Below are 17,370 nucleotides of genomic sequence, written 5' to 3'. Positions count from 1 at the left end.
AAAACGTAATGGCAAAAGCAAAAGTAGCTCGTAAACGTCGTGTCCGTAAGAATATAGCACGCGGAGTTGCACACATTCATTCGACATTTAACAATACTATTGTTACAATTTCAGATGAACAAGGAAATGTTATCGCTTGGTCAAGTGCTGGTGCTTTAGGCTTCAAGGGTTCACGTAAGTCAACACCTTATGCAGCTCAAATGGCATCAGAAGCAGCAGCTAAAGCGGCAGTTGATCATGGTATGAAAACAGTTGAAGTTAGTGTTAAAGGACCTGGACCAGGTCGTGAATCGGCAGTTCGTGCACTTCAAGTAGCAGGACTAGAAATTAGTGTAATCAATGATGTTACACCAGTTCCGCACAATGGATGCCGTCCACCAAAACGTCCACGTGGATAATAATATAAACTATAACAAGGAGGTATTCATAGATGAACAAGTTTGAACGTGCGAAATTTGAAGTAAAAGAATTTGATGAAACAGCACATTATGGTAAGTTCGTTATCGAACCACTTGAACGTGGTTTTGGTAATACTATCGGGAATGCGCTAAGACGTGTACTCCTTTCATCTTTACCAGGCGCAGCAGTTTACTCAATTAAAATTGAGGGTGTGTATCATGAATTCACATCAATTGCCGGCGTAGGAGAAGATGTTACAGGTATCGTTCTCAACGTTAAGGATCTTGTTTTAAATGTTCAAGATGAAGAAGTTTATACACTTCGCATCTCACAAAAAGGTCCTAAAGTTGTTACAGCAGCTGACATCGAATGCCCAGCAAATGTGGAGATCTTAAATAAAGATCACATTATTGCAACACTTGCAGAAGGTGCAGTGTTAGAGATGGAGCTTAAAGCTCGTAATGGTCGTGGCTATGTAAGTTCTGATGAAAACAAATTAATCTATCAAAATGCATCACAAGGAATTGGCACGATTTTTACAGATTCTATTTATACTCCAATTGAAAGAGTTAAGTATCATATCGAACCGACACGTGTCGGTCAAGACTCTAAATATGATCGTTTAATTATGGAAGTTTGGACAAATGGTTCAATACAACCTCAAGTAGCGTTATCATTAGGTTCAAAAATTTTAATGGACCATTTAGAGCAAATTGTTGCAATTAAAGATTCAGTTTATGAAACAGAATCTGTAATTAAACCTGATGTTTCAGGCGTTGAAAATCCAATGGCAACAATGATGATCGAAGATTTAGACTTGTCAGTTCGTTCATATAACTGCTTAAAGCGCGCAGGTATTCAAACAGTTGAAGAGTTAACACTTAAAACTGAAGATGAAATGATGCGCATTCGTAATCTAGGTAAGAAGTCACTTAAAGAAGTTAAAGACAAACTCCATGATCTTGGATTAGGCTTTAAATCATTTGAATAGGAGGAAATAGAATGAAAAACCGTAAATTAGGTCGTGATTCAGCTCACCGTAAAGCATTGCTACGCAATCTTTCAACTAGCTTAATTGTTCATGGTCGAATCGAAACAACAGAAAAGAAAGCAATGGAACTTCGTTCAGTTGCAGATAAACTTGTAACTCTTGCAAAACGCGGGGATTTACATGCTCGTCGTGAAGCAGCAAAAATCGTTTTTAACGTTGTTGCTGATGAAAAAACTGGTCAAACAGCTCTTCAAAAACTTTTTGATGAAATTGGACCTAAATATGCAGACCGCAATGGTGGTTACACACGTGTAATCAAAACTGAAATGCGTCGTGGTGATGCAGCTCCAATGGCTATTATTGAATTCGTTTAATATTAGTTAAAAAAAGATAATCGATACAGTATGCACGGGAGTATCCACTCTCGTCTCGAGGTATTGTACTCAAAATATAATCTTTTAAACCGCTTTAATCATTTAAGGCGGTTTTTTTGTGCTCTAGAGCCCGTGTAGGTCCCCTTAACAGTTCAAAATCGTTTTTAAGGTAAAAATACACATAAAGATGATATTGATCCTAGGAGAGGATTTAGGAGAAGCATAAAAATAATCCATCACGCTTCCATAACGAAATATTATTTCAAACTGTGTCCAATATCGGTGAAAATATTATTTGACATATTCGTATAAATAAGGTAATTTATTGATAGAGGTACATCAGTACCGAGGAGGAGAAATATGGACGCATTTGTAAAGTTTTTGGATGAAAAATTGTCCGCGCCAATGGCTAAACTTGCGAACCAACGACATCTGCGAGCAATTCGTGACGGGATCATCGCTACATTGCCGTTAATCGTTGTGGGATCTTTCTTTTTGATTCTTGCAGCACCGCCATTACCACAGAGTTGGAAGCTCTATCAATTTCTAACAGGCCATGCCGCTAAAATTCTACTGCCATTTAGATTATCGATGGCAATCATGACGCTTTATGCTACATTTGGAATTGGATCAAGCTTGGCTAAGTCTTATGATTTGGATGAACTTTCGGGAGGAATTTTAGCGACTGCAGCCTTCCTATTGACTTTTATACCGATAAACATTCCTGCAGATGCAGGGTTGGAAGTATCGGGATGGGTATTACCAATGGCAAACCTTGGTGGAGCAGGGATGTTTGTTGGAATTATCACATCAATCCTTGCAGTCGAAATATTCCGTTGGACTGATAAATCAAACTTCAAGATTTCAATGCCGCCTCAAGTTCCAACATCTGTTGCGCGCTCGTTTGAAGCACTTGTTCCAACCGCAATCATACTTGTACTTATGGCAACCATTACGTATTGGATTGGCTTTAACTGGCATACATTTATCGCTGGACTTGTAAAACCAATTGTCCATGCTGCCGATACACTACCAAGTGTTCTTATCATTGTTTTCCTTGTTACATTCTTCTGGTCATTTGGGATTCATGGTGTCTCCATTATTGGGACATTAGCACGTCCGATTTGGCTACAACTATTGGATAATAATACCGCTGCATCCGTAGCGGGACAGGCACTTCCAGCAATCAGTGCAGAGCCCTTCTATCAATGGTTTATTTGGATTGGTGGTTCAGGGGCAACGATTGGTCTTGCAATTGCCATGGCCTTCTTTTCAAAATCCGCATATGCTAAATCATTAGGTAAAACCGCATTTATTCCTGCATGTTTTAATATCAATGAACCGATTATATTCGGTGCACCCATTGTGATGAACCCAATATTAATCATTCCATTTATCATTACACCACTTGTAGGTACGGTTATCGCGTGGTTGGCAACTTCAGCCGGCTTGGTTAATCGTGTTATTGTTACAGCTCCGTGGACGTTGCCTGGACCTATTGGGGCCTATATCGCAACAGGTGGCGATTATCGAGCAGCGATTTTAAATATTCTACTCATCGTAATTTCAGTTGTGATTTACTATCCATTCTTTAAAATCTATGATAATAAACTATTAGAAGAAGAACGCGTAGGAAGTTAAAAATTTGTGATCTAGACGGGGGTCTTGCAACTGCAAGACCTCTTTCGTTAAAATGAGGTATACTATGTATAAATACGAAAAAAGTAATTCAGCACCCCTAATCAGTTTTAAAAGTGCATTTATTATTGTTGGGAGTATTCTTCTTGGCACAATCATAGTACCGGCAATGTTAAATCAAGTTGGTTTAAACCAAAAATGGATACAAGTAATCGTAGTATCAAGTATTACAGCATTATCTACCAGTTTTTGTTTCTTTTTTATTGAAACAAATAAACGATTATCACGTTCATTTTGGTTGGTATTTTTGATTTTATTTCTTGTCATAGGGCTTATCTCGACATTTTGGATTTATGAAATATTATATATATAAGGAGCAATTATGAGAAAACTTGGAATTTCAATCTATCCTGACAAATCGTCAGTAGAATCAATGAAGCACTATATCGATGACGCAGCAGATGCGGGCTTCTCACGAATCTTTTCGTGTTTGTTATCGGTTGAGAAACCTAAAACAGTTATTAAAGAGGAATTTTTAGAAATAAATCGTTACGCACGATCAAAAGGTTTTGAGATTATTGTTGATGTTAGCCCTAGAGTCTTTAAAGATCTTGACATTAACTACGCAGATTTATCATTTTTCTCAGAAATAGAGGCGGATGGTCTTCGACTTGATGCTGGATTTGGGGGGAGTGAAGAAGCAATGATGACCTTCAATCCTTATGACTTAAAAATTGAGATTAATATGAGTAACGATACACACTATATTGATACAATTATGGACTATCAGCCCAACCATTATAATTTGATTGCATGTCATAATTTTTATCCGCATCCATATTCGGGACTTAATGAAGATTATTTTATGAAGTGTACTCAAAACTTTACCAAATACGGTTTGCGCTCTGCTGCATTTGTGACCAGTCAAGCGGAAGGATCGTATGGCCCATGGCCCGTTTCAGACGGACTTGTAACACTTGAAAAACATCGATACTTACCACTTGATGTTCAAATTAAAGATTATATCGCGATGAACATTGTCGATGATATTATTATTTCTAACTGTTATCCTACTCAAGCAGAAATGGAAGCAATAAAAAAAATCGATTTATATAAACTTAATTTAAAGGTTGAATTGGTTAAAGAAATACCAGAAATTGAGCGTAAAATTGTCTTAGAGGAGCCTCATTTTAATCGAGGTGATCGAAATGATTATATTATCCGTTCAACCATGTCACGCGTGAAATATAAAGGTCATGATTTCAAAGTTTTTAACACTCCAGATATGATTAAGCGTGGCGATATAATTATTGAAAGTAGTTTATTTGGTCATTATGCTGGGGAACTTCAAATTGCAACTCAAGACATGAAAAACACAGGGAAATCGAATGTTGTGGGTCATGTCGTTGAGGAAGAACTTTGCCTGTTGGATCGTATTAAGCCATGGCAAAAATTTAGTTTTACGCTATGAAGTATTACTTAGGCATTGATGCAGGAGGAACTTATACGCGCATGGTGATGTTTAATCAGGCTGGTATAGAAGTAGACTTCGTACGTCTGGAAAGCATCCATTATATGCAGGTTGGTTTTGATGGGATTACAAAAATTCTTCAACACGGTAAGACTGAGTTGGAACAACATGGTTATTGTTTTAAATCGGTAGATGTTGCAATTGGAACAGCAGGTTATGGCAATGATCCTAAAATTAGAGAAAAAATTGAACATGCAATTTGGTCTGTATTTCCCCAGGCACTTATTATGAATGATGCGCAATTCGCGATGGTTTCAGCATTGGATAACCATGACGGTGTTTATCTTATTTCGGGAACAGGGTCCATTGCTATGCGTAAAATAGGATGTTCTACGGACCGGAGAGGTGGTTATGGGTATTTGCTGGGTGATGAAGGAAGTGCTTTTTGGATTGGACGCAATTTATTAAGTGTTTTTACCCAAGAATCGGATGGGCGCTTACCGAAATCTGATTTTTATAATGCGATGATGGAGCATTTCAAATTAAACCAGCCTTATGATCTTGTGGGTGTTGTGAATGAATCCCAAGACCGTTATCGAGGCTTTGCGGCAGAGGTTAGTCTTGTGGGTTCTAAATGTTTGCATGTTGACCATGTTGCCACAATCTATCGAAATGCGGGGATCGAACTTGCGAAACTGGCAAACAGTTTTGAGCTTAATGGAAAAACGAAAATTGCCTTTGGTGGCGGTGTCCTATTAAATAATGAATGTGTTCGAGCTTCAGTTATCGAGCACATTCAGGAAGGTTATGATGTCGTGGTGAACCATCAAGCTGTAGAATATGCCGCCTATCTACTTTTAAATCAAAAAAAACCTTATGAAATTTCATAAGGTTTTTTCTTCGTATTGAAAGAGTTCATCAAGAGTACAATTCAAAATGATTGTACATTTAAATGCGAGTTCTAAAGACGGATTATAAGACCCTTTCTCAAGAGCAATAATGGTCTGCCGTGACACCCCGACTTGATCGGCGAAAATCTGTTGGGTATAGCCACAAGCTTCTCGTTTTTCACGAATATGATTGAGTATCAAAAATAAGCCTCCTATCGGTAATAGAGTTGTTTTAATTTAAAGTAATAGCTTAACTCGTAGACTGTAAAAAGGATTGCGATGGCATAAAGAATCGTGCTACTTTGCACAGAGAGTGGCCCCATCATGAGTGCAAAAAGATAAATGAGCATTGTCATTACAAGAATATTGCCTGCAAAGCGACGTGCAGGCGCATCAATTAAAATACTTCGTTCATCTTCATTCAATTGATCAATCTCTTCAAACAGAAATGTTTTCCAAGAATCTCCACTTTTTTTCTTGTAGATAAAAAGAATCGTTAGGGCAAATGTAATGAAAAGGAAGACCCATATAATAGAAATTTTAGCCTGAATTGTGACGGGTTCCACACCCGCATCAGTTATAATGAGTTGTTTTATCTTATCAAATTGGATCATGGTTCCAAGAAATCCCCAAATTAGAATGATGACATAAATAATTCGATTACGTGTTTGTTTCATAGTATTCCTCCTGTTAAGTTAACTTTACATCAAAGGAACCGGTATGTCAAGTTTGATTTACATGAAAGCAATAAGCACTTTATTTATTTCGTTTTGATAAATGGCTTTAAGTTGCGGAAATGCACCAACGGCATCGAATTCATCAGTTCATGCTTGAACTTACATCTTTAATTTCTTACGATTGATATGGTAGGAGGAAGTTATGATGAAAAAACCGAAAATAGTACTTCTTGTTTTATCGCTTTTGACACTTATTACTCCTGGATCTACAGTCCTCTCTGTGGCTGCAGATACTTCGATACAAGCGCAAAATACTGTTACGATTATGCACACCAATGATATGCACGGTCGTTTTGGTACGAAATCGCTTGGGCTTGCACACATTAAGACACTAAAAGATGAGATAAATCCACTACTATTAGTCGATGGTGGCGATGCCTTTCAAGGTCTACCGATTTCAAATGTAGATAAGGGTGCAAGTATGGCAAAAATCATGAATGCCGTTGGCTATGATGCAATGGTCGTTGGAAACCACGAGTTTGATTTTGGTACGGCGGTTGCATTAGGTGAAGCGGAAGGTTTTGGTTCAAACGTAAAGTTTCCAGTCCTTTCATCAAATACGGTCTATACTGAGTCAAATCAAAAAGTCTTTAAAGAGTCGACGCTTATTTCAAAACCAAATTCAAACGCTGCCCTTATTGAAAAGGATGGTTATAAAATTGCGGTGATTGGGGCAACAACACCTGAAACTCAGACTAAAACGCATCCTAAAAATATTGAAGGCATATCATGGTTGGACCCAATTCCAACCGTTACACATGAAATTCTAAAAGAAGACTATCAGGATGTTGATTTTTATGTTGTCTTAACACATCTCGGTATTGATAATGAAACTAAAAATGCATGGCGCTCAGATACGCTAGCACAATCTTTATCTGAAAACAGTAGTATGAAAGATAAGAAGATTCTCATTGTAGATGGTCATTCTCATACGCCTATTGAAAATGGAATTCATGTCGGGGATAATGTAATCTTAGTTCAAACCGGAGAACATTTAAACAACGTAGGACTTGTAACGCTTAATCTAGATGATTTCGGTTCAAGTGTTGCGAAATTAATTCCCTTAAAGGACATTGCAAATCAACCAGATCCAGAAATAATGAATATTATTCAAACTTCAGATGCGGCATATTCAGATCTCGTCTCGAAAGTCATTAAAGAAAACAATATGATTGAATTCCAAGGTCAACGGGATTGGGTACGTGTTCAAGAAACAAACTTGGGTAATATCATTACCGACTCGATGGTAGCTTATGGAAAAGAAGGATTTAAAAATCCTACAGATTTCGCGGTCATTAATGGTGGTGGTATTCGGGCAAATCTTTCGAAAGGACCGATAACATTAGGTGATGTGATCAGTGTATTGCCCTTTGGGAATGTCATGGCTCAAATTTCGGTAAACGGCCGACAAGTTTGGGATATGTTTGAGTTCTCGCTGCGTACTGATGTGCAAGATGCTCTTGATAATCATGGACTTCCAAAATTAGGTTCAAACGGAGGTTTCTTACATGTATCGGATACGATCCGCATCCATTATGATCCCACAAAAGATGCATCCAGTCGCGTCCTAGGAATTGAAATTTATGATGCTAATCAAGATCAATTCGTTCCAATTGATTTCGAAAAAACTTATTACATGGCGACCAATGATTTTCTTGCTGCTGGTGGCGATGGATACTCGATGTTGGGTGGTGCGCGTGAAGAAGGACCATCCCTTGATGCAGTCTTCGCAGATTTTATAGAACATAACGCATTTATCGATTGGGGACGCTATGATGAAACCCAAATTCCGCAACGAATTATTTCGATTCTTGAAAAAGATTATGCCAGCCCAGGTGTATCTCCTTTAGAATTTGGAGCGCTTGAGCAAATCTTGGATAAAGCAAAGGCAATTAAGGCGAATGATTATACAGAAGAGAGTTTTCAAAACCTTCAAGATGCGATTGCTATCGGAGAATCTTACCTTCAGACGCTAAGCAAGAGAACCGCTTCGCCTGTTTCACAAGCCGATATTAATAAAGCGATTGAGCAGATTGAAGCGGCGATTGCGAATCTCAAACTTAAAGACATGAAGAAGCCAATCGTGGTTCCTAAAAAACCGGAAACACCTGGAATCGGTACAAAAGATCCAATTCTATCAAGTGAACAAGAAAGTTTAAATATTTCGACCTTACCCAAAACAGGAATCAACAATCGTTTTACTTACGGTCTAGGGAGCGGTTTAACAGTTCTTGGCTGGATTTTTGTGAGAGGAATTCACAAAAAGAAATCAATAACTAATAAGAAATAAGAGGCTAAATAAATATCAAGAATGAATATTAGAATTAACACGAAGTTTACACAATCTTCCACGTCTTATAACTTTAATTTCCACTTGAATCTGTGGTAGAATAGTAATAGATAAGAAAGGGAGGATCATGTATGAAAAAAGTATTTCCACTCGCAATTCTTGGCGCCGCAATTGGAGCTGCAGGTTATTATATGAATCAAAATAACAAAAAGCATGTTGAGAAAACGATTGAAACTCTCGATGAAATTAGCCGATCAGCTGAAGATACGGTCTCAGAACTTGCACAAGAAATTGATGAATCGGAAGAAGCTTAGTAAAACTAAGCTTTTTTTAGTTTTACGGTCTCAAATATGATAAAATATCATAAGTAAACACATAAAAAGGTGAGGTAAATAATGAAAAAGACACTAATAGAACGACTTGTTCGTTATACAAAAATTAATACCCGTTCCGATGCGGCGTCCCAAACGATTCCATCATCGAAAAACCAATTTGATTTAGCTGAGGTTCTCTATAATGAGTGTATTCAAATCGGTCTTGAAAAAGTTCATATGGATGAATTTGGAATTGTGACGGCGCTTTGCCCATCAAATGTTGATGAGGAGGTACCGACCATTGGATTTATTGCGCACATGGATACAGCAGATTTTAATTCAGAGAATGTAAATCCTCGTGTTATTGAAAACTACGACGGATCTGATATCGTTTTAAATGAAGAACTTCATATAGTTTCTAAAGTATCGATGTTTCCATCCCTTAAAAATTACGTAGGGAAAACATTAATTGTGACAGATGGTACAACGTTACTTGGCGCCGATAATAAAGCTGGAGTTACGGAAATTATGACTGCCATGGAATATCTTATTGAGCATCCAGAGGTAAAACATGGTGCTATTCGAATTGCGTTTACCATTGATGAAGAGATCGGTACAGGGGCTGAAAGTTTTGATGTTGAAGCATTTGGGGCTGATTTTGCCTATACTGTTGATGGTGGTGCTTTAGGCGAAATGGAATATGAAACATTTAATGCGGCGGAATCCGTTGTTACGGTGAAGGGTGTTTCGGTACATCCCGGTTCTGCAAAAGATACAATGGTAAATGCTTCTGTGGTAGCGCATGAATTCTTTGCGATGTTACCAGTTCACGAGCGACCTGAACACACTGAGGGTTATGAAGGATTTTACTTATTAACCGAAATGAGTTCAACTATTGAAGATGCAACGATGTCATTTATCATTCGTGATCATGATATGGATCGATTTATAAGTCGTAAAGCAATGTTGGACACCATTGCATCAAAACTTAATGAAAAATATGGTTATGACTGTGTTTCTGTAAAAACAACGGATACATACTACAATATGAAAAACATTATTGAAAAAGATATGAGTATTGTTGAACTTGCAAAGAAGGCAATGGTTTCCATTGGTGTTGAACCTATTATTGCGCCAGTACGTGGTGGTACCGATGGATCACGTCTTTCTTACATGGGATTACCAACTCCCAACCTCTTTACAGGTGGTGAAAACTTCCACGGTAAACATGAGTTTGCGGTCGTGGAAACAATGGCAAAAGCTACAGAATTAATTATTGCGATTTCAGAATTAAATACAGAGCGCTAGTTTGGAGTGATTAGAGTTGAAACAATTAACAGTTAATGGATTAACGTTTTCATATGATGGTTCAAGAAATGCTGTTGATAACGTATCATTTGATGTTAAAAAAGGGGATTATGTAACCGTAATTGGTCATAATGGAAGTGGTAAATCTACCCTTGCAAAACTAATAATCGGATTACTTGATTGTAAAGAAGGAACCATTGAAATTGATAATTTACGCTTAAATCCTGACAATGTATATGATATACGCGAGAAAATTGCAATCGTATTTCAAAATCCGGACAACCAGTTTATTGGTTCCACTGTTCGCGATGACATCGCATTTGGATTGGAAAATCGAATGATTGATCCAAGTGAGATGGATGCTTTGATCCACGCGTATTCAAAACGTGTTGGGATGGAAGATTTTCTGAGTCATGAACCTACTAAATTAAGTGGAGGACAAAAACAACGTGTTGCAATTGCAGGTGTTTTAGCCATGCAACCGGAGTTGTTAGTTTTAGATGAGGCAACAAGCATGCTTGATCCCAAGGGTCGAAAAGAAGTGAATGATCTCGTTCATGAATTACATACAGAAAATAAAATGAGCATTTTATCCATTACCCATGATATCGAAGAAGTGACAATGAGTGATTATGTCATCGTTATGAATGACGGAAAAATTGCAATGCAAGGAACTCCAGAAGAAATTTTAGTTCACGCGGAACGTTTGGTTAACCTCTCACTGGATATTCCTTTTAGTCTTAAATTTTACCAAGCAATGAAGGCTTATGGAATTACATTATCAACGCCGTATGATTTAGAAGGGATGGTGGAAGAATTATGTCAATTACATTCGAAAATGTAAGTTATGTTTATGCACCCAATTCGCCATTTTCCCATCATGCGTTGACGGATATTAATACATCCATCCAAACAGGTAAGATTACGGCCATTATTGGAGCAACAGGAAGTGGTAAATCAACTTTGGTCCAACATTTGAATGGACTTATCCAGCCCAGTCATGGCAGGGTAACAATCTTAGATCATAAAATACAAGCAAATGATAAAACACATAATTTGAAGCAATTACGTTCAAAGGTTGGCTTGGTATTTCAATTTCCAGAGATGCAACTCTTTGAAGAAACGATTTACAAAGATGTTGCCTTTGGACCGAAGAATTTTGGTTTTGATGAGAAACAAATTCAAGAGAACGTTGCCCGATCATTAAATCTTGTTGGAATTCAACCGGAAATATGGGAGCGATCGCCTTTAGATCTTTCAGGAGGCCAAAAACGTCGCGTTGCAATTGCAGGGGTTCTTGCAACCAATCCAGATGTAATCGTTCTTGATGAACCGACTGCAGGCTTGGATCCACAAGGAAGCAAGGACATGATGGATTTATTTGTTCGATTGAATCAAGAGATGAACAAAACAGTGATTATGGTTACCCATGATATGGACCATGTCCTAAGATATGCAGATAATGTTTTAGTACTAAATCAAGGCCGCGTCTATTACGATGGACCTGTTAAGGAATTCTTTGACAATCCAAATAAGCTTGAGACCTTGGGCTTTGTAGCGCCGAAAATATTGCAGTTAAAGCAACTACTCAAAAAGCGTGGTTTTGATACAGACTCGTCTTTAGAACTTGATGAGATTGCTGGAATGATCAAGGGGGAATTAAAATGAACGATATTGCACTCGGTCGTTATGTCCCACTCGATTCTAAAATTCATAAAATGGATCCGCGAATTAAAATTATTGCAATGCTTGTCTTAATGGTAGCGATTTTTATGGTTAAAAATGTTTGGGCGAATGGGTTGCTCTTCCTCTTTTTTGTATGTGCAATCCTTGCCTCCAAATTAACATTTAAATTTATTCTAAAATCAATTAAACCGATGATGTTTATGCTTATCTTCTTATTTGTGATGAATATGTTTCTAATACGAGATGGAGAATTGTTGGTACATGTTGGTTTCTTTAAAATATACAGCGGAGCACTATATCAAACGGCATTTATTGTTACGCGATTAGTCTTGATGATTATGGTCACAACACTTCTGACGGCAACAACGGCACCCCTCGATCTAACACTTGGTATTGAAGATTTGTTGAATCCCTTGAAGAAAATTGGCGTGCCTTCTCATGAAATCGCGATGATGATTTCGATTGCGCTTCGCTTTATCCCAACGCTTATTGAAGACACGCAACGAATAATGGATGCTCAAGCGAGTCGTGGGGTTGATCTCAAAGAGGGCACATTTAAAGAGAAAATAAACGGTGCAATTTCTATGTTGATTCCTTTATTTGTTTCAATTTACCATCGTGCGGAAGATCTAGCGGATGCAATGGAAGCACGTGGTTATTATCCTGGTAAAACCCGAACCCGTTATAAGCAACTTAAAATTACTGCTTCGGATTGGATGATGCTGTTTCTCTGTATCATGATCCTCATTGCTGTGATTGGAATGGGGCGCTTCTAATGCGATTTAAAGCGACAGTTCAATACGATGGATCTATGTTTAAAGGCTGGCAAAAACAGCCGTCAGGTCGTTGTATTCAAACTGAAATTGAATCAGTCCTCACAAGAATCAATAAAGTTCCAATTCATATCAGTGGATCAGGACGCACCGATGCAGGCGTTCATGCCTTAGGTCAAGTCTTTCATTTTGATAACATCGTAAATATGGACGAAAAACAATTGTTTCGTGCACTTAATACACTTTTACCCGATGATATCTCAATAACAGATATCCATCCAGTTCATTCTGATTTTCATGCTCGTTTTGATGTTGTGTCGAAAACGTATGAATATCGGTTAAACATGGGGTCTTACAATCTTTTCGAACGAAACTATGTTTATCAATACAATAAGTCTTTAGATCTTCAAGCTGTTCGAGAAGCAATGCAAGTTTTTATTGGAACGCATGATTTTACTTCATTCAATGCGACCGGTCTTGATGAAATTGAAAATCAGGTTCGAACCATTACTGATTTTGATCTCATCGTAGCGGGTGATCAATTAAGTTTTGTAGTTTCTGGAGATGGATTTTTGCGTTATATGGTTCGCATGATCGTTGCGACATGTGTTGCATGTGGGAGTGGTAAATGTACACCTCACGATATCAATTTGATGCTCAAAGCAGCAGATAAAAACAGTGTTTCCTACAATATTGATGCTTGTGGTTTATACTTGAAGGAAGTTAACTATAAATAAAGCTTGTTTTCTTGACATGAGCCTTTAAAAAGCATACAATAGTAATCGGCACTTTATGCCAATAGTAGCCCCGGAAACTACTTTTGGTTTAGGAGGAAATTATTATGCGTCAAACAACTATGACGAAACCAGCAGAGGTTGTACGCCAATGGTACATCGTCGACGGAACAAACATGACATTAGGTCGTCTTGCGAGTGAAGTTGCACATGTATTACGTGGTAAACACAAACCTTCATACACACCTAACGTTGATGGTGGAGATTACGTAATCGTAATCAACGCTGACAAGATTAAAGTCAGTGGAGATCAAGAATATAAGAAAATGTACTACAATCACTCACACTACCCAGGTGGTATGAGAGAGCGTTCAACACGTACAATGCGCGAAACATACACAATCGAATGGGTTGAAAGAGCTATTCATGGTATGTTACCACATACACGTTTAGGCGATAAACAACGTACACACTTATTTGTATACAAGGGCGAAAACCACCCTCACGCAGCACAACAACCTGTGGAAATGGTTATTAAGGGATAGGAGAATATATGACAACAAAAAATAAAAACGCTGTACAATACCTAGGTACAGGACGTCGTAAGACATCTGTTGCTCGTGTTTATTTAACTCCTGGAACAGGTGTGATTACAATTAATCACAAACCAATTGAAGAGCATTTGCCTTCAGAACTATTACGTATGACAGTTCGTTCACCATTTGAAGTTACTTCAACTCAAGATACATTTGACGTAAACGTTAATGTTAAAGGTGGCGGTTTAACAGGTCAAGCCGGAGCAATCCGTCATGGTATTACTCGTGCTTTAATGGAAGCATCAGCAGATTACCGTCCATTGTTAAAAGCAGCTGGATTCGTTACACGTGATCCACGTGCTAAGGAACGTAAAAAACCAGGTCTACGCGGCGCTCGTCGTGCACCTCAATTCTCAAAACGTTAATCTCAAAGATTTTCAATTTTGGAAACTCTCACTTCGGTGGGAGTTTTTTTATCTTATTCACAGGATGGGTGTGTTAAAAATGATGCACTAAAATCACGATTGTGATTGTTCCTAAAGGAATTTTCACAATTTTAGAAATATCAATTGACACCCTTATTTATAGATGATATATTGTTAAGGCAGTTAAGAAATGGGCCTGTAGCTCAGTTGGTTAGAGCGCACCCCTGATAAGGGTGAGGTCGCTGGTTCGAATCCATTCAGGCCCACCATTTCTTTAATAAATTTTTGGGGTTTTAGCTCAGCTGGGAGAGCGCCTGCCTTGCACGCAGGAGGTCAACGGTTCGATCCCGTTAAGCTCCACCAATTTTAAATTAACAGCCATTCAATGAATGGCTTTTTTTATTGATACTTCAAAATTTGGAAGGGTGAAATTATCACTTATCCAGGCGTTTTAGCGATTCTAAGCCCTGTTTGATGCATTTATAACTATAACTGGCATACATACCGTTTAACGCTTAGGAGCGCCCAAATAAAGAGGTGTAAATATATTGGAAATATATACTATATTGCTGAATTTACTATTGTTTTTTTTAGGAACCTGTGATATTATAAATACACGAAATACATGGGGTTTTAGCTCAGCTGGGAGAGCGCCTGCCTTGCACGCAGGAGGTCAACGGTTCGATCCCGTTAAGCTCCACCAAATTTCAAATAACAAACGACATCAGATGTCGTTTTTTTTATTGCGATTCGTAGTTTAATCTTGAATTGTGTGATGATTGGGGACAAGATTATCACAGTCATTTCATTGCAAATATTTAGGTATCGGCGTTATACTATACATATAGGAGGATTTTGAGATGAATAACTTGTATGAAGAAATGAATGTATTTTTGGCTGATCAAATTGTTTTGGGTATGAAAATTCATAATATCCACTGGTTCTTAAAAGGTGAAGGCTTCTTCCCTGTTCACGAACAAATGGACACCTATTATGAAGAAGCAGAAGAACGTATTGATGAAGTTGCTGAACGCCTTCTAACAATCGGATCAAAGCCTGTAGGAAACTTAGCAGAAGTCCTAAAAATGACTTCGATTAAAGAATTGGATCAATCTTGGAAAACAGCAAAAGAAGGTTTTGAGCACCTTATTGTTGATTTTGAACACATGAATCGTTCTGCATTACGATTGGTTGAACTTGCTGAAGCAGCAAACGACCCTGGAACTGCGGACTACTTTACGGCAGTGTCACAAGATCTTGGCAAAAACTTATGGATGTTTAATGCTTACATTCGTGACTAAGTTGTTATTTTAGAGCATCTTTTGATGCTCTTTTTTTTATATTTGAACTTATTTTGTCGCGATTTAATCACGTTTTTTGTTTTATTTTTTTATTTGTTTGATTTGACTCATTTCGTGTTGACATGGGTGTTTGAGAGTGGTATATTATTAAGGCAGTTAAGAAATGGGCCTGTAGCTCAGTTGGTTAGAGCGCACCCCTGATAAGGGTGAGGTCGCTGGTTCGAATCCATTCAGGCCCACCATTTCTTTTGTTTAAATTTGGGGTTTTAGCTCAGCTGGGAGAGCGCCTGCCTTGCACGCAGGAGGTCAACGGTTCGATCCCGTTAAGCTCCACCAATTTATCAATTCGTAAACGTTCTACTGAGATCGATGATCCTTGTATGAACGTTTTTTTTTTTTTTATAGATTTGATGAGTGAATGAGAGAGTCCGTGTTCTCTTATTTAGAGACGATTCGATACGTTTTAGAGTCTTTGGATGTCCTTATCCTTGATGATGTCTTGAGTGTGTTCGGATTGCTGAATTTGGAACATTTACGGCATATTGGGTGATGTAAAAGCACGGTAGCGTAAAAAGTGATAATTGTTTGAAAATCTTATTGACACACTATGTTTTGGGTGGTATATTATTAAGGCAGTCAAGGAAATGGGCCTGTAGCTCAGTTGGTTAGAGCGCACCCCTGATAAGGGTGAGGTCGCTGGTTCGAATCCATTCAGGCCCACCATTTTTACTTGACAATAAGATTTGGGGTTTTAGCTCAGCTGGGAGAGCGCCTGCCTTGCACGCAGGAGGTCAACGGTTCGATCCCGTTAAGCTCCACCATATATAAATTAACGCATGACTACGGTCATGCTTTTTTTGTATGGGGATGTTTATCACAATAATACATAGAACTGTCGACAAAATGTCCCTGTTGTGAACTCATTTCCCGTTATAATAAGGATAAGAGGTGGTAGGATGATTAAAACAATTGATTTACATCATGATGACGTGATGCGACTTGTGGATGTATGGGAGCAGTCTGTGCGTGATACGCATGATTTTATTACTGAAGCAATGATTGATGCGATGCGTCCAGAAGTTCATACCGCATTTGCATCAATGGATGCAGTCGTTGTCTATGAGGATCATCATATGATTTCAGGGTTTATGGGCGTATTAAATCAAAAGGTCGAGATGCTCTTTCTTGATGCATCTGCTCGAGGGCATGGTGTGGGTTCGCGTCTCATCCACTATGCGATTTCAGAATTCTCTGTAAATCGAGTTGATGTGAATGAACAAAATTATCAAGCGCGGGGATTTTATGAACATTTGGGTTTTGAGGTGTATGACCGTTCAGAATGTGATGATGCAGGTCGTCCGTTCCCAATCTTACATATGAAGCGTTCTAGGGTGGTTTGAGTGTGTTTTTTTTTCGATTTACATGCTTTATTTGAGAAATGTTAATTTAATTTCATATTCACCGTTTTTTCACGTGGTATCATGAGAATGGTCGAATTTTATA

General features: G+C 38.1%; 20 protein-coding genes and 7 tRNA genes. 25 read left to right on the top strand and 2 right to left on the bottom strand.

Translation table 11 applies throughout. From position 1 onward, the window contains the following. The first annotated feature begins 8 nt into the window (after positions 1–8). The 7 genes from rpsK (at position 9) to AAG186_RS05975 (ending at position 5,763) form a co-directional block, all read left to right on the top strand. Positions 9–398, top strand: a complete 390-nt coding sequence (rpsK, locus tag AAG186_RS06005) for a 30S ribosomal protein S11 (protein WP_003775229.1) — start codon at positions 9–11, stop codon at positions 396–398. Positions 399–430: 32 nt separating this feature from the next. After that, a complete protein-coding gene (locus AAG186_RS06000; protein WP_003775232.1) occupies positions 431–1,390 on the top strand; it encodes a DNA-directed RNA polymerase subunit alpha in 960 nt (319 codons plus the stop codon). Between the two features lie 11 nt (positions 1,391–1,401). Further along, positions 1,402–1,764 (top strand): 50S ribosomal protein L17, encoded by a 363-nt coding sequence (gene rplQ, locus AAG186_RS05995; protein ID WP_018579484.1) that lies wholly within the window; start codon positions 1,402–1,404, stop codon positions 1,762–1,764. Between the two features lie 360 nt (positions 1,765–2,124). Beyond that, positions 2,125–3,405, top strand: a complete 1,281-nt coding sequence (locus AAG186_RS05990) for a PTS sugar transporter subunit IIC (RefSeq protein WP_125164280.1) — start codon at positions 2,125–2,127, stop codon at positions 3,403–3,405. A gap of 64 nt (positions 3,406–3,469) precedes the next feature. Continuing rightward, complete coding sequence (locus AAG186_RS05985) at positions 3,470–3,775, top strand: hypothetical protein (RefSeq protein WP_125164281.1); 306 nt, start codon at positions 3,470–3,472, stop codon at positions 3,773–3,775. 9 nt (positions 3,776–3,784) lie between these two features. Next, on the top strand, positions 3,785–4,873 hold the full coding sequence (locus AAG186_RS05980; RefSeq protein WP_342621405.1) for a MupG family TIM beta-alpha barrel fold protein: 1,089 nt from the start codon (positions 3,785–3,787) through the stop codon (positions 4,871–4,873). Further along, on the top strand, positions 4,870–5,763 hold the full coding sequence (locus tag AAG186_RS05975) for a BadF/BadG/BcrA/BcrD ATPase family protein (RefSeq protein ID WP_342621404.1): 894 nt from the start codon (positions 4,870–4,872) through the stop codon (positions 5,761–5,763). Before AAG186_RS05980 ends, AAG186_RS05975 begins: the two co-directional genes overlap by 4 nt. On the opposite strand, the gene AAG186_RS05970 is transcribed toward AAG186_RS05975, so the two are convergent. Together AAG186_RS05970 and AAG186_RS05965 are read right to left on the bottom strand one after the other, a co-directional pair. Continuing rightward, positions 5,758–5,964 (bottom strand): helix-turn-helix transcriptional regulator, encoded by a 207-nt coding sequence (locus AAG186_RS05970; RefSeq protein ID WP_342621403.1) that lies wholly within the window; start codon positions 5,962–5,964, stop codon positions 5,758–5,760. The genes AAG186_RS05975 and AAG186_RS05970 overlap by 6 nt on opposite strands. 11 nt (positions 5,965–5,975) lie before the next feature. Next, complete coding sequence (locus AAG186_RS05965; protein ID WP_125164283.1) at positions 5,976–6,440, bottom strand: hypothetical protein; 465 nt, start codon at positions 6,438–6,440, stop codon at positions 5,976–5,978. Between the two features lie 202 nt (positions 6,441–6,642). Between AAG186_RS05965 and AAG186_RS05960 the strand changes: the two genes are divergently transcribed. The 18 genes from AAG186_RS05960 (at position 6,643) to AAG186_RS05875 (ending at position 17,267) form a co-directional block, all read left to right on the top strand. After that, complete coding sequence (locus AAG186_RS05960; protein ID WP_342621402.1) at positions 6,643–8,790, top strand: 5'-nucleotidase C-terminal domain-containing protein; 2,148 nt, start codon at positions 6,643–6,645, stop codon at positions 8,788–8,790. A 131-nt stretch (positions 8,791–8,921) separates the two neighbouring features. Next, a complete protein-coding gene (locus AAG186_RS05955) occupies positions 8,922–9,104 on the top strand; it encodes a hypothetical protein (protein WP_125164284.1) in 183 nt (60 codons plus the stop codon). Positions 9,105–9,185: 81 nt separating this feature from the next. Next, the gene (pepT, locus tag AAG186_RS05950; protein ID WP_342621400.1) at positions 9,186–10,412 is read left to right on the top strand and encodes a peptidase T; all 1,227 of its coding nucleotides are present in this window, start codon (positions 9,186–9,188) and stop codon (positions 10,410–10,412) included. Positions 10,413–10,428: 16 nt separating this feature from the next. Beyond that, positions 10,429–11,256, top strand: coding sequence for an energy-coupling factor transporter ATPase (locus AAG186_RS05945; protein ID WP_342621399.1), 828 nt, complete (start codon positions 10,429–10,431; stop codon positions 11,254–11,256). Continuing rightward, entirely contained in the window at positions 11,232–12,080 is an 849-nt protein-coding gene (locus AAG186_RS05940; RefSeq protein WP_342621398.1) for an energy-coupling factor transporter ATPase, read from the top strand. Before AAG186_RS05945 ends, AAG186_RS05940 begins: the two co-directional genes overlap by 25 nt. Beyond that, a complete protein-coding gene (locus AAG186_RS05935; RefSeq protein ID WP_342621397.1) occupies positions 12,077–12,874 on the top strand; it encodes an energy-coupling factor transporter transmembrane component T in 798 nt (265 codons plus the stop codon). The genes AAG186_RS05940 and AAG186_RS05935 overlap by 4 nt, the downstream gene beginning before the upstream one ends. Continuing rightward, positions 12,874–13,608: a tRNA pseudouridine(38-40) synthase TruA gene (gene truA / locus AAG186_RS05930; protein WP_161637333.1), complete on the top strand. Its 735-nt coding sequence runs from the start codon at positions 12,874–12,876 to the stop codon at positions 13,606–13,608. The genes AAG186_RS05935 and truA overlap by 1 nt, the downstream gene beginning before the upstream one ends. A gap of 104 nt (positions 13,609–13,712) precedes the next feature. Beyond that, a complete protein-coding gene (rplM, locus tag AAG186_RS05925; RefSeq protein ID WP_125164289.1) occupies positions 13,713–14,150 on the top strand; it encodes a 50S ribosomal protein L13 in 438 nt (145 codons plus the stop codon). A gap of 8 nt (positions 14,151–14,158) precedes the next feature. Next, positions 14,159–14,566: a 30S ribosomal protein S9 gene (rpsI, locus tag AAG186_RS05920; protein ID WP_018579469.1), complete on the top strand. Its 408-nt coding sequence runs from the start codon at positions 14,159–14,161 to the stop codon at positions 14,564–14,566. Positions 14,567–14,758: 192 nt separating this feature from the next. Then, positions 14,759–14,835: transfer RNA gene (locus AAG186_RS05915), tRNA-Ile, on the top strand. An 18-nt stretch (positions 14,836–14,853) separates the two neighbouring features. After that, a tRNA-Ala gene (locus AAG186_RS05910) sits at positions 14,854–14,929 on the top strand. Positions 14,930–15,193: 264 nt separating this feature from the next. Next, positions 15,194–15,269 (top strand) — tRNA-Ala (locus tag AAG186_RS05905). 157 nt (positions 15,270–15,426) lie between these two features. After that, entirely contained in the window at positions 15,427–15,867 is a 441-nt protein-coding gene (locus tag AAG186_RS05900) for a DNA starvation/stationary phase protection protein (protein WP_003775262.1), read from the top strand. A 165-nt stretch (positions 15,868–16,032) separates the two neighbouring features. Next, positions 16,033–16,109: transfer RNA gene (locus AAG186_RS05895), tRNA-Ile, on the top strand. An 18-nt stretch (positions 16,110–16,127) separates the two neighbouring features. Further along, positions 16,128–16,203, top strand: a tRNA-Ala gene (locus tag AAG186_RS05890). Between the two features lie 310 nt (positions 16,204–16,513). Next, positions 16,514–16,590: transfer RNA gene (locus AAG186_RS05885), tRNA-Ile, on the top strand. A gap of 22 nt (positions 16,591–16,612) precedes the next feature. Then, positions 16,613–16,688 (top strand) — tRNA-Ala (locus AAG186_RS05880). A 135-nt stretch (positions 16,689–16,823) separates the two neighbouring features. Beyond that, complete coding sequence (locus AAG186_RS05875; RefSeq protein WP_161637334.1) at positions 16,824–17,267, top strand: GNAT family N-acetyltransferase; 444 nt, start codon at positions 16,824–16,826, stop codon at positions 17,265–17,267. The last annotated feature ends 103 nt before the right edge of the window (positions 17,268–17,370 follow it).

The sequence above is a fragment of the Erysipelothrix sp. P66 genome (assembly GCF_038682365.1).
GTDB lineage: Bacteria > Bacillota_I > Bacilli_A > Erysipelotrichales > Erysipelotrichaceae > Erysipelothrix > Erysipelothrix piscisicarius.
This window is presented reverse-complemented; position numbering and strand designations above follow the sequence as displayed.

What these genes read in the sequence shown, in the direction of transcription:
- AAG186_RS05935 (WP_342621397.1), top strand. Translation starts at nt 12,077, where the DNA reads ATGAACGATATTGCACTCGGTCGTTATGTCCCACTCGATTCTAAAATT.
- AAG186_RS05955 (WP_125164284.1), top strand. Translation starts at nt 8,922, where the DNA reads ATGAAAAAAGTATTTCCACTCGCAATTCTTGGCGCCGCAATTGGAGCT.
- AAG186_RS05940 (WP_342621398.1), top strand. Translation starts at nt 11,232, where the DNA reads ATGTCAATTACATTCGAAAATGTAAGTTATGTTTATGCACCCAATTCG.
- rpsI (WP_018579469.1), top strand. Translation starts at nt 14,159, where the DNA reads ATGACAACAAAAAATAAAAACGCTGTACAATACCTAGGTACAGGACGT.
- pepT (WP_342621400.1), top strand. Translation starts at nt 9,186, where the DNA reads ATGAAAAAGACACTAATAGAACGACTTGTTCGTTATACAAAAATTAAT.
- AAG186_RS05875 (WP_161637334.1), top strand. Translation starts at nt 16,824, where the DNA reads ATGATTAAAACAATTGATTTACATCATGATGACGTGATGCGACTTGTG.
- AAG186_RS05900 (WP_003775262.1), top strand. Translation starts at nt 15,427, where the DNA reads ATGAATAACTTGTATGAAGAAATGAATGTATTTTTGGCTGATCAAATT.
- AAG186_RS05980 (WP_342621405.1), top strand. Translation starts at nt 3,785, where the DNA reads ATGAGAAAACTTGGAATTTCAATCTATCCTGACAAATCGTCAGTAGAA.
- AAG186_RS05975 (WP_342621404.1), top strand. Translation starts at nt 4,870, where the DNA reads ATGAAGTATTACTTAGGCATTGATGCAGGAGGAACTTATACGCGCATG.
- AAG186_RS06000 (WP_003775232.1), top strand. Translation starts at nt 431, where the DNA reads ATGAACAAGTTTGAACGTGCGAAATTTGAAGTAAAAGAATTTGATGAA.
- truA (WP_161637333.1), top strand. Translation starts at nt 12,874, where the DNA reads ATGCGATTTAAAGCGACAGTTCAATACGATGGATCTATGTTTAAAGGC.
- AAG186_RS05990 (WP_125164280.1), top strand. Translation starts at nt 2,125, where the DNA reads ATGGACGCATTTGTAAAGTTTTTGGATGAAAAATTGTCCGCGCCAATG.
- rplM (WP_125164289.1), top strand. Translation starts at nt 13,713, where the DNA reads ATGCGTCAAACAACTATGACGAAACCAGCAGAGGTTGTACGCCAATGG.
- AAG186_RS05985 (WP_125164281.1), top strand. Translation starts at nt 3,470, where the DNA reads ATGTATAAATACGAAAAAAGTAATTCAGCACCCCTAATCAGTTTTAAA.
- rplQ (WP_018579484.1), top strand. Translation starts at nt 1,402, where the DNA reads ATGAAAAACCGTAAATTAGGTCGTGATTCAGCTCACCGTAAAGCATTG.
- rpsK (WP_003775229.1), top strand. Translation starts at nt 9, where the DNA reads ATGGCAAAAGCAAAAGTAGCTCGTAAACGTCGTGTCCGTAAGAATATA.
- AAG186_RS05965 (WP_125164283.1), bottom strand. Translation starts at nt 6,440, where the DNA reads ATGAAACAAACACGTAATCGAATTATTTATGTCATCATTCTAATTTGG.
- AAG186_RS05960 (WP_342621402.1), top strand. Translation starts at nt 6,643, where the DNA reads ATGATGAAAAAACCGAAAATAGTACTTCTTGTTTTATCGCTTTTGACA.